23 protein-coding genes, 1 other RNA gene and 1 pseudogene are annotated in these 24,873 nt (G+C 34.3%); 4 read left to right on the plus strand and 21 right to left on the minus strand.

The window, feature by feature from the left end; translation table 11 throughout:
- Positions 1-18: 18 nt before the first annotated feature.
- The 12 genes and pseudogenes from HMPREF0389_RS02620 to HMPREF0389_RS02670 form a co-directional block, all read right to left on the minus strand.
- On the minus strand, positions 19-1,050 hold the full coding sequence (locus HMPREF0389_RS02620) for a M50 family metallopeptidase (protein WP_014262180.1): 1,032 nt from the start codon (positions 1,048-1,050) through the stop codon (positions 19-21).
- Between the two features lie 128 nt (positions 1,051-1,178).
- The gene (locus HMPREF0389_RS02625; protein WP_014262181.1) at positions 1,179-1,967 is read right to left on the minus strand and encodes a phosphatidate cytidylyltransferase; all 789 of its coding nucleotides are present in this window, start codon (positions 1,965-1,967) and stop codon (positions 1,179-1,181) included.
- 115 nt (positions 1,968-2,082) lie between these two features.
- Positions 2,083-2,805 carry an isoprenyl transferase gene (locus HMPREF0389_RS02630; protein WP_014262182.1) on the minus strand — a complete coding sequence of 241 codons (723 nt, stop codon included), beginning with the start codon at positions 2,803-2,805 and terminating at the stop codon, positions 2,083-2,085.
- 80 nt (positions 2,806-2,885) lie between these two features.
- The gene (locus HMPREF0389_RS02635) at positions 2,886-3,089 is read right to left on the minus strand and encodes a hypothetical protein (RefSeq protein ID WP_014262183.1); all 204 of its coding nucleotides are present in this window, start codon (positions 3,087-3,089) and stop codon (positions 2,886-2,888) included.
- Position 3,090: 1 nt separating this feature from the next.
- A complete protein-coding gene (gene frr / locus HMPREF0389_RS02640) occupies positions 3,091-3,648 on the minus strand; it encodes a ribosome recycling factor (protein WP_014262184.1) in 558 nt (185 codons plus the stop codon).
- A gap of 2 nt (positions 3,649-3,650) precedes the next feature.
- Positions 3,651-4,364, minus strand: a complete 714-nt coding sequence (gene pyrH / locus HMPREF0389_RS02645; RefSeq protein ID WP_014262185.1) for a UMP kinase — start codon at positions 4,362-4,364, stop codon at positions 3,651-3,653.
- A gap of 129 nt (positions 4,365-4,493) precedes the next feature.
- Entirely contained in the window at positions 4,494-5,288 is a 795-nt protein-coding gene (locus HMPREF0389_RS02650; RefSeq protein WP_014262186.1) for a carbon-nitrogen family hydrolase, read from the minus strand.
- Between the two features lie 28 nt (positions 5,289-5,316).
- The gene (gene dcd / locus HMPREF0389_RS02655) at positions 5,317-5,838 is read right to left on the minus strand and encodes a dCTP deaminase (RefSeq protein ID WP_041250767.1); all 522 of its coding nucleotides are present in this window, start codon (positions 5,836-5,838) and stop codon (positions 5,317-5,319) included.
- Between the two features lie 408 nt (positions 5,839-6,246).
- A complete protein-coding gene (scfB, locus tag HMPREF0389_RS02660) occupies positions 6,247-7,635 on the minus strand; it encodes a thioether cross-link-forming SCIFF peptide maturase (protein ID WP_014262188.1) in 1,389 nt (462 codons plus the stop codon).
- A gap of 93 nt (positions 7,636-7,728) precedes the next feature.
- The gene (gene scfA, locus HMPREF0389_RS09305) at positions 7,729-7,860 is read right to left on the minus strand and encodes a six-cysteine ranthipeptide SCIFF (protein WP_456297491.1); all 132 of its coding nucleotides are present in this window, start codon (positions 7,858-7,860) and stop codon (positions 7,729-7,731) included.
- 15 nt (positions 7,861-7,875) lie between these two features.
- Positions 7,876-8,010 (minus strand): annotated as a pseudogene (scfA, locus tag HMPREF0389_RS09310) (six-cysteine ranthipeptide SCIFF); the annotation flags it as partial.
- Between the two features lie 64 nt (positions 8,011-8,074).
- Complete coding sequence (locus HMPREF0389_RS02670; protein WP_156775230.1) at positions 8,075-9,559, minus strand: aminotransferase class I/II-fold pyridoxal phosphate-dependent enzyme; 1,485 nt, start codon at positions 9,557-9,559, stop codon at positions 8,075-8,077.
- 241 nt (positions 9,560-9,800) lie between these two features.
- Here HMPREF0389_RS02670 and HMPREF0389_RS02675 point away from each other — a divergent pair, with 241 nt between their 5' ends.
- The 3 genes from HMPREF0389_RS02675 to HMPREF0389_RS02685 all read left to right on the plus strand — a co-directional run bounded on the left by HMPREF0389_RS02675 (position 9,801) and on the right by HMPREF0389_RS02685 (position 13,854).
- Positions 9,801-11,243, plus strand: a complete 1,443-nt coding sequence (locus tag HMPREF0389_RS02675; protein ID WP_014262191.1) for a nicotinate phosphoribosyltransferase — start codon at positions 9,801-9,803, stop codon at positions 11,241-11,243.
- 501 nt (positions 11,244-11,744) lie between these two features.
- Positions 11,745-12,518: a glutamate racemase gene (gene murI, locus HMPREF0389_RS02680; RefSeq protein ID WP_014262192.1), complete on the plus strand. Its 774-nt coding sequence runs from the start codon at positions 11,745-11,747 to the stop codon at positions 12,516-12,518.
- Positions 12,519-12,549: 31 nt separating this feature from the next.
- Positions 12,550-13,854, plus strand: coding sequence for a bifunctional folylpolyglutamate synthase/dihydrofolate synthase (locus tag HMPREF0389_RS02685; RefSeq protein ID WP_014262193.1), 1,305 nt, complete (start codon positions 12,550-12,552; stop codon positions 13,852-13,854).
- 120 nt (positions 13,855-13,974) lie between these two features.
- Here HMPREF0389_RS02685 and ung read toward each other — a convergent pair whose 3' ends face one another.
- The 4 genes from ung to HMPREF0389_RS02700 form a co-directional block, all read right to left on the minus strand.
- Positions 13,975-14,649 (minus strand): uracil-DNA glycosylase, encoded by a 675-nt coding sequence (gene ung / locus HMPREF0389_RS02690; protein WP_014262194.1) that lies wholly within the window; start codon positions 14,647-14,649, stop codon positions 13,975-13,977.
- Between the two features lie 20 nt (positions 14,650-14,669).
- Positions 14,670-16,289 (minus strand): DEAD/DEAH box helicase, encoded by a 1,620-nt coding sequence (locus tag HMPREF0389_RS02695; RefSeq protein WP_014262195.1) that lies wholly within the window; start codon positions 16,287-16,289, stop codon positions 14,670-14,672.
- Positions 16,290-16,706: 417 nt separating this feature from the next.
- Positions 16,707-17,045: RNase P RNA component class A (gene rnpB, locus HMPREF0389_RS08820), an RNA gene on the minus strand.
- A 76-nt stretch (positions 17,046-17,121) separates the two neighbouring features.
- Positions 17,122-17,478: a LysM peptidoglycan-binding domain-containing protein gene (locus tag HMPREF0389_RS02700; RefSeq protein WP_014262196.1), complete on the minus strand. Its 357-nt coding sequence runs from the start codon at positions 17,476-17,478 to the stop codon at positions 17,122-17,124.
- 157 nt (positions 17,479-17,635) lie between these two features.
- Between HMPREF0389_RS02700 and lexA the strand changes: the two genes are divergently transcribed.
- On the plus strand, positions 17,636-18,259 hold the full coding sequence (gene lexA, locus HMPREF0389_RS02705; RefSeq protein ID WP_014262197.1) for a transcriptional repressor LexA: 624 nt from the start codon (positions 17,636-17,638) through the stop codon (positions 18,257-18,259).
- A gap of 163 nt (positions 18,260-18,422) precedes the next feature.
- Here the strand turns inward: lexA and HMPREF0389_RS02710 are convergent, their stop codons facing one another.
- The 5 genes from HMPREF0389_RS02710 to hrcA all read right to left on the minus strand — a co-directional run bounded on the left by HMPREF0389_RS02710 (position 18,423) and on the right by hrcA (position 24,717).
- Positions 18,423-19,796, minus strand: coding sequence for an MATE family efflux transporter (locus HMPREF0389_RS02710; protein ID WP_014262198.1), 1,374 nt, complete (start codon positions 19,794-19,796; stop codon positions 18,423-18,425).
- Positions 19,797-19,961: 165 nt separating this feature from the next.
- On the minus strand, positions 19,962-21,092 hold the full coding sequence (dnaJ, locus tag HMPREF0389_RS02715) for a molecular chaperone DnaJ (protein WP_014262199.1): 1,131 nt from the start codon (positions 21,090-21,092) through the stop codon (positions 19,962-19,964).
- A gap of 82 nt (positions 21,093-21,174) precedes the next feature.
- Positions 21,175-23,010, minus strand: coding sequence for a molecular chaperone DnaK (gene dnaK / locus HMPREF0389_RS02720; RefSeq protein ID WP_014262200.1), 1,836 nt, complete (start codon positions 23,008-23,010; stop codon positions 21,175-21,177).
- Positions 23,011-23,048: 38 nt separating this feature from the next.
- A complete protein-coding gene (grpE, locus tag HMPREF0389_RS02725; protein ID WP_014262201.1) occupies positions 23,049-23,630 on the minus strand; it encodes a nucleotide exchange factor GrpE in 582 nt (193 codons plus the stop codon).
- A gap of 43 nt (positions 23,631-23,673) precedes the next feature.
- Positions 23,674-24,717 (minus strand): heat-inducible transcriptional repressor HrcA, encoded by a 1,044-nt coding sequence (hrcA, locus tag HMPREF0389_RS02730; protein WP_014262202.1) that lies wholly within the window; start codon positions 24,715-24,717, stop codon positions 23,674-23,676.
- Positions 24,718-24,873 lie beyond the last annotated feature (156 nt).

Consider the following 24,873-nt stretch of genomic DNA (forward strand, 5'->3'; position numbering starts at 1 on the left):
CAGTATTCCCCTATCTTTTTATCCCTTAAAAAATATACGCACAATATCTTTGTATGTTACCAAAATCATAAGCCCTAACAAAAATGCAAATCCTGCTAAATTAATTCTATTCTCCCATTTCAAAGACAATTTTTTTCCTCTTCTTAAAATCTCAATGACGGAAATTAAAATTCTGCTTCCATCCAATGCCGGAATCGGTAATAAATTCAAAATACCTAAATTCAAACTAATTATCCCTGTAATATACAACAAATATTCCGAACCTACTTTCGCGGTATGCGATACCACTTGAATAATGCCGATTGGTCCGGCTAAATCATTTGTATCTGCTCTTCCGGTGAACAGTTGCTTCAGAAAGACCAACATCTCTGTTCCTATCGATAGAGTCATAGCAAACCCTCTCTTAACAGACGGAATCAGTCGATGTTCTATTTTAGGCGTAATTCCTATCATATAACGTCCTTCCTTGAAGATAGGAACCATTTCTACAGTCTTTTCCTCTTGTTCTTTTGTGAGAATATCTATCACAATGACAGAATTTTTCTCTACCTTGGAAAGCTCTTTCATGATGTCTTCCCATTCTTTTGTAGCTACACCATTTACAGAAACAATAGTATCCCCTTCAGAAATCCCCGATTGATATGCCGGATAATTCGGCAGTACTTGATCTACCATATTTTTTTCATATCCGACAATTCCGATAAATAAACAAAATGCAATCACGGCAAAAATAATATTCATCACCGGTCCTGCCAAAGCCACAGCAATTTTTTGCATCGGTCTTTTATTGTTAAAATCCTCTTCAGGTAAGCAAACTTCTTCTCCGTCATCCTCAAAAGGACTCATTCTTACAAATCCACCCATAGGAATACAGTTGATGGAATAGATTGTATCATGATATGTTTTTTTGAATAAACTCGGTCCCATTCCTATTGCGAATTCATATACTCTGACATCGTTCTTCTTAGCAACAATAAAATGTCCTAATTCATGTATGAAAACCAAAAAGCCGAAAATCAACAACGCTATTATTGTATGAAAAATTCCCATTGATTCCTCCTATCTATACTTTATTGTATTTTTATTTTCATAAAGTATTTTATTCCAAAACAAAGCCTATAAATTTAGGTTTTTTGAAAAAATTTTGTATAACTTCTACAATATCATACCCTTTTATTCTATTTTATAAAAAGTTCAATCAAAACAAAAGCATAATACACAAAAGGTGCTGTAAACAAAACACTGTCAATACGATCTAACACTCCTCCATGACCGGGAATTAATTTTCCATAGTCTTTTACATCAAATAACCGTTTAATAGAGGAAGCAAACAAATCTCCTAATTGAGATAATATACTTCCCACAATTGCCACTGCAATTATCGGAATAACATATTTTGTTTCTCCCAAATAAAATAAATATATCTCACAAGAAATTACTGCACCTATTATTCCTCCGATTGCACCTTCTATTGTCTTATTCGGACTGATTTTTGGAATCAGTTTATGTTTTCCGAACAACTTTCCGCTGAAATAAGCAAATGTGTCTGTTGCATATGCCAAGATAAAAATGAACCACACATAAGAATGGGTGAATTGTTCCACTTTAAAAACATAACTGAGTGAGATAGGAATATAAACATACGATAAAATGTTCAATCCTAACTCTTCTACACTAAATCTTTTTTGAATCATATAAACAGCACCCGTCAAGAAAAGGAAGGGTATCATATTATAATTTTTCCCTATTTCTTCTTTTGAAAACAATAAAATATATGTCAGAAAAGTGAAAAAATATAACTCTTTTTCTAATACACGATATCCTTTTTTTTGAAAGACACGAGTCATTTCATATAGTCCTATCAAAGATGCACCACATAAGAAAATAAACAAATAGATTCCACCGCAATGTACACTGAATAGTAAGAAAGGAATCAAAACTAAAGCTGACAAAAGTCTAACCAACATATCTAAATTACTCCTCTTTCTTTATAAAGAATTGAATTTTTGAAATATAGTACCTTCTACATCTTATGCCTTTTTGACTCATAAAACAAGAATTTTATTGTAAAAATAAGCTATATTATTTTGTTCCTCCATAGCGTCGATTTCGATTTTGAAAATCATGCAAAGCTCGGTGTAAATCTTCTTTTTTGAAATCGGGCCAATTGATATCTGAATACCAAAATTCTGTGTACGCTGCCTCCCACATCAAAAAATTCGATAAACGTTGTTCACCACTTGGACGTATAATCAAATCAGGATCGGGTAAAAAAGCGGTATCTAAAAAATCTCTCAAAAAGGTATCATCTACCTTATCTAAATCAATTGGACTTTCTCTATCTGACAAAATAATTTTTTTGATTGCGTGAGAAATATCTCTCCTGCTTCCATAATTTAATGCTACCGTTAATACCAATCCGGTATTATCTTTTGTGAATTCTTTTGATTCTACCAATTTGTTATATGCTGCTTTCGGTAATTTTTCAATGTCTCCGATTGTCATCAATTTTACATTTTTCTCATGCAGATTTCTTAACTCCTTAGCTAAATAGTCTACCAACAAATTCATAATTCCTGAAATTTCTAAACCCGAACGTTTCCAATTTTCTGTAGAAAATGCATACACTGTCAAATATTTTATTCCTAAGTTGCTACACTCCTCGGTAATTTTCTTTAATGTCTCTACTCCCTGTTTATGTCCAAAATTTCGTGGCATCATTCTCTTCTTTGCCCATCTTCCGTTTCCGTCCATAATAATTCCAACATGGGTCGGCATATATTCTCTATCTAATTGATCTAACATAACTACCCTCTCAAAATCCTAATAATGCAGAAATAAGTAGCCCTTGATTTTTTATTACTATCAAAGAACTACTTATATCCTTACCTGTCTATTGTTGTCAAAAAATTACTTACAATTATCTGTATCTTGTTTGTTTCTCGAACGGCGACAACATAAGGCTCTTTCAAGAGCTCCTTATCTTTTTTTCCTTGTGTCCTCAGAACATCATAAGGTATCTTCTGCTCTTCCAAAATAACAACTGCCTCTTCTAAAGATTTCCCAATCAATTGCCGATATTGTAACATATTATATTTCCATAATTTCCGCTTCTTTTTTTGCTACAACGGAATCAATTTCTTTTGTGTATTTATCAATAATATGTTGTACCTCATCTAATGCTTTTTTTGCATCGTCTTCGCCCAATTCACCGTCTTTTTCTATTTTTTTAATTTTGTCATTCGTATCTCTTCTTGCATTTCTAAGAGCTACTTTTGATTGCTCTCCTGTTTTCGAAACCAATTTCACCAATTCTTTTCTTCTTTCTTCTGTCAACTGAGGAATATTGATACGAATCACTTCCCCATCATTGGAAGGATTGAATCCCAAATCAGATGCCAGAATCGCCTTTTCAATTTCTTTCAATGCTGTTTTATCCCAAGGCTGAATCACAATGGTTCTCGGATCAGGAGAAGAAATTCCTGCCATTTGTTTCAACGGTGTCTGACTTCCATAATAATCTACAGAAATCTTGTCTAACATAGCAGGATTTGCTCTTCCCGCCCTAATCACACTCAATTCTTCTTTCAAAACAGAAATTGTTTTGGTCATCTTATCTTCTAATTCAATATGCACTTCTAATTTCATACTTATTCTCCTTCTACTATTGTTCCTATTTTTTCTCCATCTACTACTCTAATAATATTCTCAGGATCCTCCAAAGAAAATACTCGAATAGGAATATTGTTATCCATACACAATGATGTTGCTGTAGAATCCATTACTTTCAAATTTTTTTGTAAAACATCAATATAAGTCAAGTGATCAAATTTTTTTGCATTTGGATTGGTAATCGGATCGTCATCGTACACACCATCTACTTTTTTTGCCAATAGAATTACTTCTGCATCAATTTCAGCTGCTCTTAATGCTGCTGCAGTATCCGTTGAAAAATAAGGATTCCCTGTTCCCGCGCCGAAAATTACAACTCTTCCCTTTTCCAAATGTCTCATTGCTCTCAAGCGGATGTACACCTCTGCCATTGCCTGCATTTCAATCGCCGTTTGCACTCTTGTATCCACTCCGATATTCTCCAAAGCAGAACGCATTGCCAATGAATTGATAACTGTCGCTAACATCCCCATATGATCTGCTGTAGTGCGGTCCATTCCCTCTCCGCTACGACCTCTAAAAATATTTCCTCCTCCTACAACAATAGCAACTTGAATACCTCTTTCAGTCAATGTCTTTACTGATTTTGCAATATTGGAAACAACCGTGTTGTCAATTCCAACACCTTTTTCTCCGGCTAATGCCTCTCCACTCAGTTTTAACAGCACTCTCTTATATTGTGCACTCTGCATAATCTACCTCCAAGTTAAATTTACACTTTATTTCAAAAAGTACAATTTTCTCCAATTATTATATCGTAAATACAGATGACAAACAATTAAAAATTACATTTTGTTCTTTTTTTCAAACAACTTCAATTTTTACTTAAATGAAATATCATATAAACTTGTTCTTCTGTCTTGATAAACATTCAAGGTAGTACGAATTTCCTTTAACTTATCAAAATCAATTTCTCCGTATACCAATCCATCCTCTTCCAAATGATTAGCAATATTTACTCCCCAAGGATCAAAAATTGCAGATTCTCCGGCAAACTTTCCTTTCGTTGTCAAAGATGCAAAGTTACATCCTACTAAGAACAGTTGGTTTTCAATCGCTCTTGTTTGGGTCAGAGCTTTCCAATGAGGAATTCGTTTAATCGGCCATTCGGAAACACAGAACAACACTTCTACATCACTCAAGGCATATAGTCTCACCCATTCAGGGAATCGAATATCATAACAAATAATAATCCCACATTTTCTACCGTCTAACTCAAAGAATCCTACTTTGTCTCCTTTTGCAAAATAATTTTCTTCTCCGGAAAAAGAGAACAAGTGAACTTTATCATACTCTGCTATCTGACTTCCTTCTCTGTCATACACATAACAACGATTATATATTTTTTCGTCCTCTAATACCGTAACGGAACCTCCTACAATATTAATATGAAGTTCTTTTGATAAGCTTGAAAAAAACTGTTTTGTTCGCACACCATCTTTATCTGCCAATTCAAATAATTTTTCACTCATATGAAACGCTGTATTCCACAATTCCGGTAATACAACTACATCCGCACCTTCTTCATGAGCCTTTCTAATCCAACGCTCTGCGGTAGCATAGTTATTATTTGGATTGTGTTGATCGATGTTCATTTGAATATTAAATACTTTCATATCAAATCTCCTTTTCTTGTTTTATCCACTATTTTTCAAAATCTTTGTATAGCAAGCTCGGTTGGATATCTTGATTTCCTTGATATTTTCCACTTGCATAATTTTCATATTCTCCACAAATCGTATGATAATAAATTTGACAAATTTCTACATTCGGATATATCTTAATCGGATGAATAGAATGAATTTCCAATGTCCAAAATCCTTTGAATCCAACATCACCGAAACCGGCAGTAATGTGAATAGACAGACCCAATCTTCCGACAGATGAACGTCCTTCCAACATTGGTACCAAATTTTTTGTTTCGGTAAACTCAATCGTTCTTCCCAAATAAAGTTTATTTGGCTCTAACAACAATCCTTCTTCCGGTATAATAATCCTTTTGAACGCATTTTTCTTTTTCATATCCAAAATATCGTCTTCATATACCAACAACTCATTATGCAATCTCAAATTATAACTGTTCGGATTCAAACGAGACGATTCAAACGGCTCAATTACAATGTCTTCTCCCAATCTTCGAAAAATTTCTTTCCCTGATAGTATCAAAAAAATTCCTCCCATCGTCAATTTCATGCAACGATTGTTTTTATGCTTCAAAATAATTTTAGTTCTATTACACAATTTTCTGTCACAAAAGACAGCGAAATACAGTTAAATTATAACACAAATCATTCAAAAATCAATCTCTTGTAAATGTTATGGTACAAATCTATTCCCTCCGGTATAGATAAGATGATTAATGAGATGAAATAAAATAGTAAATTAGTAACCAATGTTTTTTATTAACAACAAAATATACTTTTATTAAAAATTTGTATTTTTAAATGATAACATTTTTTAAAAATCATTTTAACTTTAAAATAAAAGAGCAATTCAAAGACATACCGTCCTTAATTGCTCTTTTTATTTTTATCTAATATATTTCTTATCAATCATTGTCGTGCCTTAACTTAATTATTCTAAAACTTCATCTTGCTCTGCTACCTTCATCATGATTGCACATTCTATTCTCTTTTTAAACAGCTTACATCCGTAATCATATACTCCTGTAATGCTCCCTGTAGCATGATAAGAATTGGCCGCACATCCTCCTGAACAATATAATTTTGCCCAACAATCTTCACATTCCTCTCGACTGTAAATATTACATCTCCCAAACTCCTCTACCAATTCAGGTTTCAAAATTCCATCATCTAAATTTCCTAAACAATAATCCGGATCATTTACAAATTGATGACATGGATACAACTCACCCCATGGTGTTACAGCTAAATACTCTGTTCCGGAACCACAACCGGAAATTCTTTTATAGACACACGGTCCATTTTCCAAATCAATCATATAATGGTAAAATTCAAATCCTCTGCCTTCTCGATTCCTCTTAATCATCTCTTTTGCTAAGATTTCATACTGTTCAAACAGTTTCGGTAAATCTTCTTCTGTTAATGCAGAGGAATCCAACAAACCATCTTGTGGAGAAGACACCACCGGTTCCATGCTTAATTGTGTAAAACCCAAATCTGACATATGAAAAATATCTTCTGTAAAATCGACATTATGATGAGTATAAGTTCCACGAACATAATACCCCGCATCATTTCTACTTTTTGTGAATTTTTGAAATTTAGGAACAATCAAATCATAACTTCCTTTTCCGGCAAGATTCTTTCGAAAACGGTCATGGATTTCTTTTCGTCCATCCAATGACAACACCACGTTGTACATCTCTTTATTCGCAAACTCAATAATTTCATCATCTAACAACACACCGTTTGTTGTCAGCGTAAAACGAAACTTCTTTTTTTTCTCTTTTTCCTGACTTCGTCCATATGCAACCAACTGCTTCACAACTTCCCAATTCATCAAGGGTTCCCCCCCAAAGAAATCCACTTCTAAATTGGTTCTTGTCCCTGAATGTTCAATCAGAAAATCTAACGCTTTTTTTCCAACCTCAAATGACATCAATCCATCTTTGCCGTGATACTTTCCTTGTTTTGCAAAACAGTAATCACACGCAAGGTTGCAGGTATGTGCAACATGAAGGCACATCGCTTTTATCACACTGCCTGATTTCATTTTCAATACTGCGTTTTGGTAGATATCATCAGAAAATAATTGGCCTGCTTCTTTCAAATATTCAATATCCTCTATACAATCTTCAATCTCTTCCCTGGATAAATCTAAATGAGCATATTTTTGTAACAGTGTATCGACAATAGTTTCTCTTTCATTTTTCTCATATAATTCAATAATATCATATGCTACTTCATCTACTGCATGCACTGAACCGCTGTAGGTATCAATCACAATATTATAGCCATTCAATTTATATTGATGTATCATGTCTCCCCCTCTTAACTACAAATAAAAACCACCGGCTCTTGTCTCATGGTAAAATGCCGGTGATTACATAATACAACTCTGTATGAAACAATATTAATGTTGTTCACAAGGTTGATTTGCTACTCCACAGGATGTTTTACAAGCAGATTGGCAAGAAGTCTTACATTCTCCACATCCGCCATTCATCATGCTTTGTCTTAAATTTCTTGTGTTTAATGTCTTGATTCTACTCACTCTTGTGCTTTCACAAGGTTGATTTGCTACCCCGCAAGATGTTTTGCAAGCAGATTGGCAAGATGTCTGACATTCTCCACATCCACCATTCATCATACTTTGTCTTAAATTTCTTGTACTTAATGTTTGAATTCTTTTCATGACCGATACCCCTTTATTTATTTCCTATCACATATTTCATAACACATATTGTATTCATTCTACCTTAAATTCTATCATTTTTCAATAGTTCAACCACACAAATCTCATTTGGGAATCTTCCGGTGCTGCTTTTTAGTGAAATTCCACTCTTTTGATAGTGTATCATATTCGAAATTAACACATCGTCAAAATGTTCCCCCGGAACAATAAGCGGAATTCCCGGAGGGTATGCCCAAATATACTCTGCCGAAACATTTTCCGAACAAAGTTTTTCAAGTGTAACAAATCCACTATTACACAATGCAATATCTCTGATATTCATAAATTTCCTCGGAATTGTAAATTGAGCAAATGATTTTTGTTCAAAATTTCGCTTTTCACATGATTCATCTATTTCTAACAAAGCTTCTGCAAATTTCTCCATCGAAACATCTGTATCCCCCATTCCCGTCATAGCTACCACATAATCAATGGATGCCATCTCCAATTCAATATGGTACTTTTTTCGAAGAAGTTCCATCAATTCTATCCCGGTCAAATTCGTATTTTTACAAGAAATAACGATTTTACTGTCATCATATAGCACTTGGCGGTTTTTCTTAATTTCATTTTCTAACAAAACCAAGTTCTGCATCTTTTCAATCCTTTTCTTAAATGAATTTAACCTGTTTCTCCAATTCAAAAATAATTTTTCTTTTTCTCGTATCATCAATTCCACACATCCGTCAATGGAGGCTAATAATAAGTAGGACGGACTACTTGTTTCAAAAATAGAAATTGCGTTTTGTAACCTCTCTTTTGAAATTCGATTACTGTTTCTATGAATAGCCGCTGTCTGCGTCAAGCTGGGAAGTGTCTTGTGCAAACTGTGCACCACAATATCTGCTCCCATTTGAATAGCATTGTTTGGGAATTGATACCCAAATCCCAAGTGAGAGCCATGCGCCTCATCAATCATGACAGGAATATTTTTTTGATGTGCAACTGACACAATTTTTTCTATATCAGTAACAATTCCTTCATATGTCGGACTGGTTATAAGAACCAATTTTATTTCAGGATATCTGAATAGTAATTTTTCTACTGTCTCATAAGAAACCTCTGCACAACTTCCGGTCAATTCATCTATCTCCGGCAAAAAGTAAATTGGATTTAATCCAAATACTTCAATGGCATGGTACACCGATTTATGACAATTTCTTGCTACCAAAATAGTATCTCCAGGTTTTGTTGCTCCATAAATTCCTGACAATATTCCGACTGTACTTCCATTGACTAAATAATGAGTTTCTTCACAAGACCACAAATAAGATGCTCTTTTCATAGAATCTTTCAGAATTCCATCTGCATCATGCAAATCATCAAATCCGTCTATCTCTGTAATATCACAATCTGCAGCTAATTTTGATAAATAAGTAGCTTCTCCCGATAAAGATAGATTCCTTTTATGTCCGGGCATATGCATGGGAATCTTGTTTTTATTCTCAAATTGTAATTTCTCTAATATCATTTTAATATGCACCTCTTCGTCTGTTTCATATTTCTCCAAAAAGTTTTACTTCAGTTTTTGCTGTATATTTTCACAAAAATTACATACGTACCCTTATATCAAAACAGCCCAGCATAACGCAAAATCTCCTTTCTGTTCACAATAAAATATTATCAATTGATAATTATATTTCTCTTATCCACAGGAGAATTCCTTGTATTTTTAATCAAACATTGGTATAATGACTTAAATTGTTCATTTTCAACATTTTAGAATACTTATAAGGAAGTGTCAAACTATTATGCGCAACTTAACACTTTTAACAGATTTATATCAACTTACCATGATGAATGGGTATTTTAATGAAAATACACATGAAGAAACTATGATATTTGATGTGTTTTTCCGTCAAAATCCAAGTCGTGGAGGATATACTGTTGTATGTGGAATTAATGAAGTGATTGACTACATTGAAAATCTTCATTTTGAAGAAGAAGATATTGCATATCTTAGAAGTTTAAATACTTTTGATGATGCCTTTTTAGATTATCTGAAAAACTTTAAATTTACAGGTGAAATTTATGCTGTTGAAGAAGGCTCTGTCATGTTTCCAAACGAGCCACTCTTACGAGTAAAAGCAAAAGCGGTCGAAGCACAGTTTATTGAAACGGCAATTTTATGTATTATCAATTTTCAATCTCTTATTGCAACAAAAAGTTCAAGAATCTGCCAAGTGGCAAAAGATGATGTAGTAATGGAATTTGGATTGCGTCGTTCACAAGGTCCGGATGCCGGTATCTATGGTGCCAAAGCTGCTATCGTTGGTGGAGCACAAGGCACTTCCAATGTATTAACCGGAAAACTGTTCAATGTTCCGGTCATGGGAACTCACGCTCACAGTTGGATTCAAAAATTTGATTCTGAAATTGAAGCATTCCGCTCTTATGCAAAAACTTATCCTGATAAAACAATTTTGTTAATCGATACTTACGATACATTAGAAAGCGGTCTTCCAAATGCAATCACTGTATTTAAAGAAATGAGAAAAGCAGGACATGAACCATTAGGAGTTCGCATTGACTCCGGCGACTTAGAATACTTATCAAAAGAGGTGCGCAAACGCCTTGATGAAGCCGGATTTGAAAATGTAAAAATCACTGCATCCAATGACTTGGATGAATATACACTAATCGATTTAAAGTTGCAAGGAGCGAAAATAGATTCTTGGGGCATCGGAACCAAATTGATTACTTCCAGTGACTGGCCATCTTTGGGTGGAGTCTACAAATTAGTTGCTGTGGAAAAAGATGGTGTGATTAAACCGAAAATCAAAATTTCAGAATCACCTGAAAAAATTACAAACCCGGGCTACAAAAAAATTATCAGAATCTACAACAAAGAAAATAATAAAGCAGAAGCGGATTTGATTATGCTTAATCATGAAATTGTTGATACTTCTAAACCTCTAACAATTTTTCATCCGGTTTATACTTGGAAAAGAAAAACTTACAAAAACTATTATATAAAAGAATTACTTCAACCTTTATTTGTAGACGGAAAATGCGTTCGTAAAAAGAAAACAGTTTTGGAATATAGAGATTATGCGTTCTCTGAAAAAAATTCTCTATGGCCACAATATTTGCGTCTTAGCAATCCCGAACCATATAAGGTTGACTTGTCTGAAGAGCTTTGGAATATCAAAAATACACTGATTAACAAAAAAAGACACCGCCGTGATGTCTAAGAAATCGCTTAATTAATAAAACACCGTGCCTATCTCTTATTTTATATGAAAGATAGGCACTTTACATATAATACAATAAAATTTTTCTTCAAATCATAATACTACTATCTGTTCTTTTGTCATCTGTCATAATTTTAAAGTACACTATCCTCTATTTGAATCAATTAATATCATTGGCTATTTCCAATTGTAATTCATAGTTTCTATCAAGTACATAATCCCCTCATCCTAATTTTAAGAAGAAAGAAGTAGAGGTGCATTTTTTCAAATTTGAATTCATGGCAAATTTATTAAATTTTGGCATTTCACATCTCAACTTGTCAAATTACTTTACATAGGATATGTTTTGTCAGCATTACTATATAAAAATAGCTCTTTTTATAAACATTATTTTTCAAAATAAAAGTTCCTCACAGTTGTAATATGATATAATACTCTGTGTACATTTGAGCTGTTCCGAAGGTTCAATTTAATTATTATATCTTAAAAGAAGGATAAACTATGAATATAGGTATTTTTGATTCAGGAATTGGAGGTCTATCCGTCCTCCACCATGCGCTCAAGATAATTCCGCATGCAAATTTTATCTACTATGCTGATAGAAAAAATGTTCCCTATGGTGAAAAGTCTGTTTTTGAAATCCAAACTTTTATCGATGAAATTATGAACTTTTTTATTTCTAAAAAAGTAGATGCACTTGTCATTGCGTGCAATACCGCAAGCAGTGTAGCAACAAAGGAATACCGAGATAAGTTTCCGTTTCCCATCATCGGAATGGAGCCTGCCGTAAAAAAAGCCGTTGAAACTTATACGGAGAAACAACAACGAATTTTAGTTGCTGCAACTCCGATTACTATTCAAGGAAATAAATTGCGCCAACTCTTAAATCGAGTGGATAAGTATCATCAGGCAGACTTAATCGCTTTACCGAAACTGGTTCATTTCGCAGAACTCAAACAATTCGATTCCTTAGAAGTAGAAGAATACATCAAAACTGCTCTCAATCAATACTGTGCCGTTGACTATTCCGCTATTGTGTTGGGTTGTACACATTTTAACTATTTTAAACCGTCATTCCAAAGAATTTTTTCTAAAAAAACACAATTTATAGATGGGAACGAAGGTACAATCAAACAACTTCTCAGAAAAGCACCACTGATAGAAAGTTACTCGCAGTCTGTTCAGTTCTACTTTTCAGGAATTCCGGCAACAACGAAAGAATTAAACGAAATCAAAACATATCTGTCTCGATTGGAAGAAGTCTACTATCTATAACATCTTATATCAGAGTATTAAAGGAGTTTTTATGACCTATCAAGAAACAATTGCACATTTTGAACAACTTGGAAAATTAGGAATTCAACTGGGTCTTGTTCGAATAGAGCGCCTATTAAATCATATGGGTAACCCCCATCATAAATTGAAATTCATACATGTAGCAGGTACAAACGGGAAAGGTTCTACCTGCTATATGCTTTCAAATATCTTATCCCACAGCGGATATAAAACCGGTTTGTTTACCAGCCCCTACATTCTGGACTTTCGTGAAAGTATCCAGGTAAATATGAAAATGATTTCAGAAGAACATTTTTTGGAATGTGCAGAGTATGTGTACCACTGTGCCGAACAATCTACAATCAATAATGACCCTCCGACACAATTTGAGATATTGACCGCAATTGCTCTTGAGTTCTTCGTCAGACAAAAGTGCGATATCGTTTTGTTGGAAGTCGGGTTAGGCGGAACATTAGACTCTACCAATATTATTCCTCCTCCACTCTTACAAATCATCACCTCCATTTCCTTAGATCACACAAATATTCTCGGAAGTACAATTGAGGAAATTACAAAAGAAAAGTCCGGTATCATCAAAAGTGCTACAACCATTGTTTATCCAAAATTACCAAAAGAAGTACTTCAGATATTGAAAAAAAAATGCAAACTGGTAAACAGCAAACTGGTACAACCTGATTGTACCTCTTTACAATTTAATACCAACTCTTTCGGTGTTTGTGATTTTTCTTATGAAGGAATCTCCTATAAAAAATCATTGTTGGGAGAAGTACAACTGTATAATGCTATTGTCGTAATTACAGCTTCTAAGGAATTAAATCAGTTAGGATTTTCACTTCCGTCAGAGTCTATTTGCTACGGCGTTGAACATACCTTCATTCCCGCCCGCATGGAGATACTCTCCGAATCTCCGTTAGTTCTCTTAGACGGTTCTCATAATGAAGATGGCGCCATTGCATTAAAAAAGACCTTAGCCACTTTTCCTAAAACATCTATCAAAATGATCATGGGCGTTCTGAAAGACAAAAATATTTATAAAATACTTGAAAACACAGCAACACTTTCCGATATTTTTATAGCGGTATCTCCAAATCATCCTCGTGCTCTTTCATCAAAAAAACTGGCAGAAGTTTCAAAACAGTATTGCAACAATGTAAAACAAGCTTCTTCCTTAGAAGAAGCTGTCAATTCAGCATTCTTAAATCTAAAAGAATCAGATATCCTTGTCATATGCGGTTCCCTGTACCTATCTCATGATATTCGCCCTATTTTAATTCGTAAAATAAAAAGCTTATCTATGACAAAGCACAAAAATTAATCGTAAGCTTTCGAGTTCAGGCAGTGAATTGAAATAATTTTTTATCAAACTGAGATAACATCTTTTTTACAAAAAACTTCTTAGTAGAAACTGCTACTAAGAAGTTTTTTCATTGCTCTCTTATATATCATCTATTTGCCAGTCAATCACTTGACTATATTTTTGTTTCAAAAATTCATTCGTTGTGAGGAAATGTCCATTTCCAAAAAAACCGCGATATGCAGAAAGCGGACTCGGGTGAGGTGAAGTTAATACCAGATGTTTCTTTGTATCAATCATCTTTGCTTTTGCAATCGCATTCGAACCCCAAAGCAAAAAAACGACCGGCTTTTCTTTTGCATTCACTAACTGAATCACTCTGTCAGTAAATTGTTCCCATCCCATGTTTTTATGTGAATTTGCTTTTCCACGCTCCACAGTAAGCACCGCATTTAAGAGAAGTACTCCTTGTTTTGCCCACTTCATCAGATAACCATGATTCGGTATGGTAAGTCCCAACTGACTGGAAAGTTCCTTATAAATATTGAACAGTGACGGTGGAATGCGAACTCCCGGTTGCACAGAAAATGCCATACCATGTGCCTGATTTGGCTCATGGTATGGGTCCTGTCCCAAAATAACCACCTTCACATCATCATAATCAGTTGCTTTCATCGCCTCGAAAATATGATACATATCCGGATAAATCGTCTTCGTTCTATACTCTGTTATTAAAAATGTTCTCAACTTTTGATAATACTCTTCTTGAAACTCCTCTTTCAACAGAGAGTCCCACTTATTTCCGAAATTAACCAAAATAACATTCCTCCAAATATTTACTTCATTTGTTTCGCAGTCACTTTTTTCCCTCTGATTTTTACTTGTTTCAAATGTTTTTCTGCTATCTTTGCATATTCTTCCTTGATATCAAAATAACTTACATCAGACAAAATGTCAATCGCACCGATATTCTTTCCCGGAATTTTGCATCGGTTTGCAACAGAAGATACGATATCTGCAGGCCCTACTCTATCTACCCTACCGATGTTCAATTCAAAACGGACCATGCCTCTTTCTTTGGAATATTTTTTTGATTTCTTCTCCTTTTTCTGTCCGGTTATTGCCCTAATCCTATCTCTCTCATAAGCACGATAATCTATCTTTTCCTTGTTTTGAAGATTCAAAGTATTTTTCATCATAATTGCCAAAAAAGCTTCCAAATTCACACCGGATTGTTTCATTTCTGAAACTAAATTAAAATAAAAATCCAAATCACCACTGTTTTTTTGACTTCGAATTCCTTCAATGTATTGATGAATAATTTTTTCCTTTACTTTGTCATAACGAGGAATCGATTCTTCTTTAATCTTACATTTTGCATACTTTTCAATCCTTCTCAATCGTTCTATATCTCTACCATATGCAAAACTGTAAGATTTTCCGCTTGCACCGGCACGACCTGTACGACCGATTCTGTGCACATACTGTTCTTCTTCAATCGGCAAATCATAATTGATTACCAAATCAACATCACGAATATCCAATCCCCTCGCTGCAACATCTGTTGCAATCAACATACTGATTTGCCCTTCTCGAAATCGGTTCAATACCATATCTCTTTTTTGTTGTTTCAAATCACCATGCAACGCTTCTACTGCATAACCTCTGTTTTGCATATCCACAACCAACTCATCCACCATTTTTTTTGTATTACAAAAAATAATAGCCTTTTTAGAGCTCTCTAGTTGCAAAATACGACTCAAAACTTCCGATTTATCTGCATTCTTCACTTTCATATAAATTTGTTCAATTTGATCCACTGTCATTGTCTTATTTTTTACTCGAATCATTTCCGGATTCTTTAAATATTTTTTTGAAAGAGACAGTATCTCTGCAGGCATAGTAGCTGAAAACAACATCGTTTGTCGTTCTTCACTTGTTTCTCTCAAAATATTTTCAATATCTTCTATGAATCCCATATCCAACATCTCGTCAGCTTCATCCAGTACCACAAAGCGCACATGATCCAGCTTTATTGTTTTTCTCTCAATGTGATCCAATATTCTTCCCGGTGTTCCGATAACAATCTGAACTTTCTTTTTCAATCCTTTTATCTGCTTATCAATATATTCTCCACCATAGACAGCAATATTTCTGATTTTAGTAAAAGCCGTTAATTTATCAAATTCGTTAGAAACTTGGACTGCCAACTCTCTCGTCGGACAAATAACCAACGCTTGAATCTGATGATTATTATTTTGTAATATGTTGTCTAATATAGGGATTCCGAAAGCAAACGTTTTTCCCGTACCGGTTTGAGATTGACCAATCAAATCTTTCCCTTCTGTCGCAATGGGAATCGCCAGTTCTTGAATGATAGTTGCTTCCTCAAAACCTAACTGCTCCAATGCCATTTGAATCTCTTTTGAAATATTAAATTCTGTAAATTTCTTCATTTCATTCCTTTCTTTTTTCTATCACACTTATTTTCCCTTTATGAAATATCTTTTTATTCTATAAACTTTATTAACTTGCTTATTTTCCATTCAGAAAAAATCCGGAATTCTACTTCATCTTTTAGAAACATACATGTTATTTCATCGGTTACCACACCATAGATGTTAAAACTTGTCTTTGCTTAGTAATTTCCGCTTGATTGTGCTAAGCAATCAGATACACATGTTGATACAACTCACTATGCATTTCTTTTATACACGTTGAATAACTTACATATCTCATTAATCATCTCTATCAGATATCTTATTTTTCAATAGCGCTTCTATTAAAAAAATATATTCACTAAAAAATCTTCTAATTCTATACAATTAGAAGATTTTAAAATTCACCAAATTGTAAAAAGTTATTTCATAATAAACAAAGGCAAACCGATAAGCCGAGTTCTGTCGTGTGCAGTCATCTATCTCGTTCTGCCGTTACCGGCAAAATCCAGCAACCTACCACCGAGGAAGGACGGGCAGCCCTCTTTCATGCCTCTACTTGGTCTTGCTCCGAATGGGGTTTACATGGCCAACTTGTCACCAAATTGCCGGTGAGCTCTTACCTCGCCTTTCCACCCTTACCAGCTTTTACTGGCGGTATCTCTCTGTTGCACTATCCTTAGAGTTGCCTCTACCGGACGTTATCCGGCATTCTTGCCCTGTGGAGCTCGGACTTTCCTCATACAAACCGTATGCGACTGCATAGTTTACCTTTGTAATATAATATAACATACTACCTATCTTTCTGCAACGAAATCTATCAAAAATTTGTTCCCTATATCAAGGATCTCTACTCTTTGATTGGAATAATAATAGTTTCATTCACATATAGAGTGGTATCTTGCATGTCATTCAATTTCATAATTTCATGAATATACTTACGAATATCCATATATTCCGGACAGTATTGTTTTCCGATACTCCACAATGAATCTCCTTCAGTCACCATAAAAGTAAGAGTTTTCTCAGATTGCTTTGGCAAAAAATCATTATTCATAGAAAAAACGATACTTGCCGAAAATAAAATCCAAACACAAGTCATCAATACAAGTTTGAAATTTCGTGTTCTCCTCTTCTTTCTTATCTGTTTCTTCTTATCTTCCGTGAGATTCTTTTTTTCTTTTAATGCTGTTGGATATCTATTCATGAGTGTACCTCCTAAAAAACATTTGTTCTATTTGTTAAATAAATAGTATCAGAACAAATGTTTCTTGTCAATAATTTTTAGAACAAATGTTTTGATTTTTTTAAAATTTCCTGCTATAATCAATTTATAAATTAATTTGATTATAGGAGGAATGTTTATGTTTTCAGACTTAAATGAAAAAGAAAAATCTACATTACAATACATCGCCAACACTGTAAACGAAAAAGGATATCCCCCTTCTGTTAGAGAAATTTGCAAATCTGTAGGATTCAAATCCACATCCACTGCGTACGCTTGTTTAAACCAGCTTAAAGATAAAGGATACATCCGAAAAGATTCTGTAAAAACAAGAGCTCTTGAAGTAATTGATCCGATTGAAAGAATGGGATTCGCCAAAAAAAATACAGTAGATATTCCTATTATCGGAAAGGTAACTGCCGGCACTCCTATTTTGGCAGTTGAAAATGTCGATGACTACATTCCCATTTCAGAACACTGGATTAATTCAAAAGAACATTTTCTTCTTAGAGTAGAAGGCGATAGTATGATTAATGCGGGAATTTATAACAATGATATCGTCTTGATTGAACAGTGCCAAACTGCATCAAACGGAGATATCGTAGTTGCCTTAATTGATGGAGAATATACTACCATCAAAAGATTTTTTTATGAAAAAAATAGAATCTGCCTCAAACCGGAAAACGAAAAATATTCCCCCATTTTTTCAGATAATATCAAAATACTCGGTAAGTTGAAAATGCTAATTCGAAAATTTGACTGATACTTTCTTGCCTTTCTTTAAAAATAATTTTTTAAAAAAGTCATTAGCACTTTGTTTATTTCTTATAATACAAAAGAAGAGTAATTGCTGTTTTTATAAGTTACACCAAAACAACAGTTACTCTTTTTTTTTACTAAAACTTATTTTTTAATTTTTTCTGTCCTTAAGAATGAACTAATTTTACTGAGCTTTCCCAAGGAACTTTTAATGCTATAACGAAACAAATCAAACCCGCAACTGTGTTTGAAAAAACATTTCCCCAAAACACAGAATAAACACCCATACTGTTCTCAAATGCCAGTATAAACAAATATCTTAACAACCATATACGAAGTACTCCGGTAAACACAGGAATTTTTGTTTTCCCCAATCCGATGAAAGCGCCTTGAGCTATCATGTATAAGGAAAATCCTATGATTGCTACTGTGTAAATTTTGACAGCATCTATCGTAATTCCGAGCATAGATTCACTCGTATGAAAAAGTAACACCAGTGGTTTTGCAAACGGAAAGAATACAACTATAATGATAAACGAAATAATAATCGCAACAATAGAAGCTCTGTAGAAAGTATTTTTTGCTCGTTCACTTCTTCCTACCCCTATATTCATACTCACCATTGTTGTTACAGTAGTACTGAGGGAGGATGGAATCAAGAAACAAATTGTGCTTAGATTAATTGCAATGGTTTGAGCATTCATAATGTTTCCACCGTATTTTTGAACTTCCATATTAATCAAAACAAATCCCACATTTACAGTCATATGATTAATCATAGCAGGAACTCCCAATCGAAATGTCTCTTCTATAATTTCTTTGTCAAAATGAAAATCTTTTAATGAAAGTTTCAAATCGGAGTCTTTGATGAACAAGTCATAATACATCCAAACACTGATACAAAAATACGAAGATAAAGAACCCAATACAGAACCAATTGTTCCTAAATGCAACACATATAAATATATTGTGTTAAATACTACTTTTCCGACTAACAAAAAAATCATTCTGTACAAAGTTGCTTCCGGCTGTCCAATCCCATTTTTGATAGAGTTAAAAATCGCTGTCAAAAAAAGAAATGGCATTACAAAAGAGTATAGTCCCAAATAGATAAATACATCTCCAGCTATCTCAGAATTGATAAATCTTGTAGCAATCAATCCACTCACAAAACAAAACGGAGCCATTACAATTCCTGCCAAAAATCCAACTACCATAAGTTGTGTAGCTATTTTTCGAACGAGTTCTTTATTTCCGGATCCGTTTGCACTCCCAATCATTGCCATTCCGGAAACACCCAATCCCATAGACATCCCGTTCAAAATATTAATAATAGGAACAACAAATCCTACAGATGCTGCAACTACATATCCCGATGTTCTATTTAAAAATAAACTGTCAATAATCGGAATCAGAGACTGAATAAGGCACATAACAAGAGTCGGTACTGATAAAAACAGCAGTGTGTTCATCAATTTTCCGTTTAATATCATGTCTCTTCTTTCTTCTAAGGTTTGATTAAATAAACCGAAACTTTTCATCTTGTTATCTCCTTTCATATGTATACGGGTAATTATATCATACTTTCACATGGTGATGTAAGTTTAGAAACTACTGTTTTTTAAAAAAGATATCTCCTTTTCATTAGATGATATTTCTAATGAAAAGGAGAGTATTTAATTTAATTTAATTTAATTTAATTTAATTTAATCTAATGCATCTTTAATTTTTCCCCAAAATCCTTTTGATTCTTCCGTAACATAGTCGCCACATTCTTGAGCATACGCGCGCAACAACTCTTTTTGTTTTTCTGTTAATTTTCGTGGAACTTCTACTTTCACACGAACTTTTTGATCTCCACGTCCACCATGTCTCATATAAGGGATTCCTTTCCCTTTTAATCTAAATATAGTTCCTGTTTGTGTGCCTTCCGGAATCTTATATTTTACTTTTCCATCTAAGGTCGGAACTTCAATTTCGTCTCCCAAAGCTGCCTGTGTGAACGAAATCGGCAACTCCATCCAAACAGTATTGCCATCTCTTTCAAAAACGGAATGTGGCTGTACTCTTATTTGCACAAGCAAATCTCCTCGTGGTCCCCCTTTTTCTCCAGGTTGTCCTTGACCGCTCATTCTAAGCATCGTTCCATCTTCAATTCCGGCAGGAACTTTGACTGACACTGTCTTTTTTCCGGGAATTGTTTTTCTTCCCCCACATTTTGAACATCGTTCTTCAATAATTTCACCTTCTCCGTGACAACTTGAACAAGTTACTGTCTGCATCATAACTCCGAACGGAGTCTTGACTTGCTGACTCACTTGACCGCTTCCGTGACAAGTTGGACATGTTTTGCTATGTGTTCCTGGCTTTGCTCCGGTTCCATGACAAACATCACACTCTTCTTCACGACGAATCGTCACTTCCTTATCTGTTCCAAAAGCTGCTTCTTCAAATGTAACATTTACTGCATAGCGCAAATCTGCCCCGCGTTTGGGTCCGTTTCTTCTCTGACGCATTCCCCCGCCAAACATATCGCCAAACATACTTCCAAAGATATCTCCCAAATCTGAAAAATCCGCTCCCTCGAAACCCCCGGAAAATCCTGAACGAGGATCAAATCCCGCATGCCCAAACTGATCGTAAGTCTTTCGTTTTTCTGCATCAGACAGCACTTCATAAGCTTCATTTACTTCTTTGAATTTTTCTTCCGCCTCTTTATTATCGGGATTTCTGTCCGGATGATATTCCATTGCTTTTTTTCGATATGCTTTTTTTATTTCTTGTTCTGTGGCGCTTCTGCTGATTCCAAGAACCTCATAATAATCTCTTTTCTCCATATTTTCACCTCTCTATGATGACGGAAGAAGTAGCCTATGAAAACACAAGCTACTTACTTTGTCTATGCAATAATCAATTTTCTTATTTTTTATCTACTTCTTCGTAATCAGCATCTACTACATTGTCATCTTGAGGCTGTTCTTGCTGTGGCACATCTTGTTGCGCTTCAGCTTTTTGTGCTTCTTCATACATTTTTTGAGAAATAGTATGGAATTTATTCATTACTTCATCAATTGCTTTTCTGATTTCTTCAGAAGTTGAATTTTCATTGTCTTTTACTTTTTTCAATTCTTCTAATGCATTCTTCACTTCTGTTTTTTCCTGTTCAGAAACTTTGTCTCCCACTTCGTTCAACGTTTTTTCAGTCTGATAAATAGTAGACTCAGCTTGATTTAAAGCTTCCATTTTTTCTTTTTTCTTCTTATCTTCTTCTGCGTGCATTTCCGCTTCTTTTACTTTCTTTTCAATTTCTTCACTGGATAAATTGGAAGAAGAAGTAATTGTAATATTTTGCTCTTTTCCTGTCCCTAAATCTTTGGCTCTAACATTTACGATACCGTTCGCATCAATATCAAATGTTACTTCAATTTGCGGAACTCCTCTCGGTGCCGGTGGAATATCAGATAATTGGAATCTCCCCAATGTAATATTGTCTGCTACCATGGAACGTTCCCCTTGTAATACATGGATATCTACCGCAGGTTGGTTGTCTGCCGCTGTTGAAAAGACTTGTGATTTTTTAGCTGGAATAGTTGTGTTTCTTTCAATAATTTTTGTAAACACTCCACCTAAAGTCTCAATTCCTAATGAAAGTGGTGTAACATCCAACAATAAGATATCGTTTACTTCTCCTGTCAATACTCCACCTTGTACCGCCGCCCCAAGCGCAACGCATTCATCAGGGTTAATTCCTTTGTGTGGTTCTTTTCCTAAGAATTTTTTAATTTCTTCTTGTACTGCCGGAATTCTGGTAGAACCTCCTACCAAAATAACTTTATTGATATCACTTGGAGATAATTTTGCATCTTCCATTGCTTTCTTTGTAGGTTCAATTGTTTGATTTACCAAATGTTTTGTCAATTCTTCAAATTTTGCTCTACTCAAATCCATATTAAAGTGTTTTGGTCCTGTTGCTGTTGCTGTGATAAACGGCAAGTTAATGTTTGTACTCAATGTGGAGGACAATTCTTTTTTTGCTTTCTCTGCAGCATCTTTCAAACGTTGTAAACTCATCTTATCAGCTTTCAAATCTACTCCTTCTTGCGATAAGAATTCTTTTGCCATATAGTCAACCAAAACATTGTCAAAGTCATCTCCACCCAAATGGTTGTTTCCACTTGTCGCTAATACTTCGAATGTACCGTCTGCAATCTCAAGAACAGATACATCAAAGGTTCCCCCACCTAAGTCAAATACAAGAATTTTTTCTTCAATATTGTCTTTTTCAAATCCATAGGCAATGGATGCGGCTGTCGGCTCATTAATGATTCTTTTTACATCTAATCCTGCAATTTTTCCGGCATCTTTTGTTGCTTGTCTTTGTGCATCGGTAAAGTATGCAGGTACAGTAATAACTGCACTTGTTACAGTTTCACCCAAATAACTTTCTGCATCAGATTTTAATTTTTGAAGAATAATAGCAGAAATATCTTGTGGTGTATAGTCTTTTCCGTCTATTGTTACCTTAAATGACGTTCCCATTTCCCTCTTAATAGAACTAATAGTTCTGTCAGGATTTGTTACAGCTTGTCTTTTTGCCGGTTCTCCTACAATTCTTTCCCCTTCTTTTGAAAAGGCAACTACAGAAGGTGTTGTTCTTAATCCTTCTCTATTCGCAATAACAACCGGTTCTCCACCTTCCAAAACTGCAACACAAGAGTTTGTAGTACCTAAATCTATTCCTATTGTTTTACCCATAATAAATCTCTCCTTTTTCTTTTTCTGTATATTAATTTTTAATTCGAAACTTTAACCATTGCAGGTCTAATTACTTTTTCTTTCAGCAAGTATCCCTTTTGGAAAACTTCTAAAATCTTACCGCTTTCTTCTCCGTCTTCTTGCATTACAGCATGATGAAAATTAGGATCAAAGTCTATTGTTGTGTCAATCTCTTGTACTCCGTTTTTTTTCAGAGTAGAAAGCAACTGCTTATAAATCAATTCCATTCCCTCATAAAGAGAACCTTCTTTTTCTTCGATAGCATCCAACCCTCTTTGAAAATTATCCAAAACAGGAAGCAAATCCAAAATAATTCTTTCATTTGCCAAAGATGACAACATCTCTTTTTCTTGCTCTGTTCTCCTTTTGTAATTAATGAATTCTGCTTGAATTCTTTTGACAGAATCTGTCAACTCTTGAAGATGTAACTCTTCTTCCTTCTTCTTCTCTTCCAGTCTTTGCATAAAGGAATTATCCACACCTTCTGGTGTTTCTATTTCAGGTGATACACCTTCCTCCACTTTACCTTCTACATCTTCCGCTTTCTCTTTCAGCTCTTCTTGTTTTTCTAATATCATTTCTTTTTCATCTTTTGACAAACCTTCTCCTCCTCATTCCAATTATTAAAAAACTCTATCTATGTCAAGAATCATTTAATAACCTGTTAATTTGCTTTTGTAAATAACTCATTACAGAATAGGCTCTCTGATAATCCATTCTCTTTGGACCGATAATTCCCACTTTTCCGATAGGAACACCATCCTTAATATAATTTGCGGTAATAATAGAACAGTCTCTCATAACCGAATCCATTCTGTCATCTCCGATTACAATATTAATGTTATCTTTTTCAATTCCTCTGATATCTAATACTTTTTTCAGAAGGTCCTCTTCTTTCATCATTGTAAAAAAAGACCTTGCTCTACTGATATCATTAAATTCAGGATGATTAAAAATATTTGTCATTCCATGAAATACCAATTGGAAAGAATCATTTGGATGATGGATTTTTTCCTCTAAGAAAGAGAAGATATCATCCAAAGCAACTGTATATTCACTGATTTTTGATTTAATATAAGGAAATAAACTTTCGCTGATATCTTCATAGCATTTTCCTACCAAGCTTTCATTAATTGCATCTGATATCAACCTTAAAGATTCAGTATCTATTATCTGATGTAAAATCATGGTATCGTTTCTTACTTCGCCATCGTCCAGTACCGTTACAATCACAATTCTTCTACTATCAATCGGAACAAGCGATATATTCTTCAAAACTCTTTTTCTGTTCTGTGTTTCTAAAATTCCGATTGATGTATAATTCGTCAGTTCACTAATCAAATCTAAAGATTCTTGCAATAAAGTACTGATTTTATCAATATTTTTTCCCAACTTAGATTGAATCATCTGTTTATCATACTCTTTCAAGAAGTTAGAACCCATCATATTTTTCACATAAATCTCATATGCTTTTTCAGAAGGAATTCTTCCTGCCGAGGTATGAGGCTGAACCAATAATCCTAACTCTTCCAAATCAGACATCTCGTTTCGGATTGTTGCTGCACTGACATTCAAACCTTGATTCTTAGAGATTGTTCTCGAACCAATCGGTTCTGCAGTATGAATATATTCTTGAATAATAAACTCTAAAATCCTCAACTTTCGATCAGTTAAATTATTTTTCATCTCATCCTCCCTTCTTGCCCAATGCTGTCTGCATCTTTTATTCAAATTTTTTATTTTATTAGCACTCTTTGTTGTTGAGTGCTAACTCATGACTATATATTACCCACTTTCTGTTTATTTGTCAACAATTCCATATTATTTTTTTGAAAAATTACA

The sequence above is a fragment of the Filifactor alocis ATCC 35896 genome, from assembly GCF_000163895.2.
Lineage (GTDB): Bacteria > Bacillota > Clostridia > Peptostreptococcales > Filifactoraceae > Filifactor > Filifactor alocis.